Here is a 1,182-nt window from a genome sequence, read left to right on the forward strand (position 1 = left end):
CGGCCGTCCCGTTCCGGGCGCGCGGCACCCGGTTCTCGGCCGGCCCCCGACCCGCTCGGGTTCGCGTCAGGTCCGAGGGGACGGACCCGGGTGGGCGGCCTCGATGTGGGCGGCCTCGATGCCGCCCAGGATGAGGTCGATGCCGGCCAGGAACTGCTCCCGGTCGTCGTGCTCGGGCAACTGCGCCGCCACCCGGTGCACGAACGGGTACCGGGCGGGATCGAGCCGGGTCCACTGCCGGGCGATCTCGCCCAGGAAGGCCGTCCGGTCGGTCCTGTGCGCGTGCAGGCGGGCGTTGGCGGCATTCTGTCCGGCGACGCCGAGGACATGGATCACGAGCGTGGACGTGGCGTCGAACTGCGCCCCCTCGGGCACGCCGAGCCCCTCCAGCCGGCTGCCGAAGCCCTCGAAGATCTGCGGAATCGCGGCCAGCCACGGCGCGCGGGAGAGCTGGGTGCCGACCCAGGGATGTGCGTCGATCGCGTCGAAGAGCCCGAGCGCGAGGGCCCGGATCGCCTCCCGCGGACGCGCGCCGCCGGGCAGGTCCGCCATGACCCGGGCGATCACGTCGTTGGTGGCCGCCGCCAGCAGGTCGTCCTTGTTGGCGACGTGCCAGTAGATCGCCCCGCTTCCGGTGGCCAGCCGGGCCGCGAGCGCGCGGAAGGTCAGCGCTCCCTCGCCCTCGGAGTCGAGGATCTCGATCGCGCTCTCCACGATCCGTTCCTTCGACAGGGCGTCCGTGCGCCGTACGGCCCGCTGCTTCTTGATCGCCATGAACACAGTTTGACATGAATGGATCGCCGTTCCAACATGGGAATGGAACAGCGTTCCACAGCGGCTCCGAAGGGAACACCATGACGACTCCGGTCACGATCATCGGCGCGGGCCTGGGCGGCCTCACCCTCGCGCGCGTCCTGCACGTCCACGGCATCCCCGCCACCATCCACGAGGCCGACACCTCCCCCGAGTTCCGCACCCAGGGCGGCCAGCTCGACATCCACGAGGAGGACGGACAGCGCGCCCTCGCGGACGCCGGCCTCACCGACGAGTTCCGCGCGATCATCCACGAGGGCGGCGACGCCGCCAGGGTGCTCGACCGGCACGGCGCGCTGCTGCTGGACGTCCCCTCCGACGGCACCGCGGTACGCCCCGAGGTGCTCCGCGGCGACCTGCGCCGGATCC

General features: G+C 72.5%; 2 protein-coding genes. One reads left to right on the forward strand and one right to left on the reverse strand.

Annotated elements, in window-relative coordinates:
- Positions 1-66 precede the first annotated feature (66 nt).
- Positions 67-774: a TetR family transcriptional regulator gene (locus ABZ641_RS38440; RefSeq protein ID WP_359989311.1), complete on the reverse strand. Its 708-nt coding sequence runs from the start codon at positions 772-774 to the stop codon at positions 67-69.
- Positions 775-854: 80 nt separating this feature from the next.
- On the opposite strand from ABZ641_RS38440, the gene ABZ641_RS38445 reads away from it, so the two are divergent.
- Positions 855-1,182: FAD-dependent monooxygenase (locus ABZ641_RS38445; protein WP_359989313.1), on the forward strand; the 328-nt coding region annotated here is incomplete at its 3' end.

The sequence above is a fragment of the Kitasatospora sp. NPDC007106 genome (assembly GCF_040634455.1).
Taxonomy (GTDB): domain Bacteria; phylum Actinomycetota; class Actinomycetes; order Streptomycetales; family Streptomycetaceae; genus Kitasatospora; species Kitasatospora arboriphila.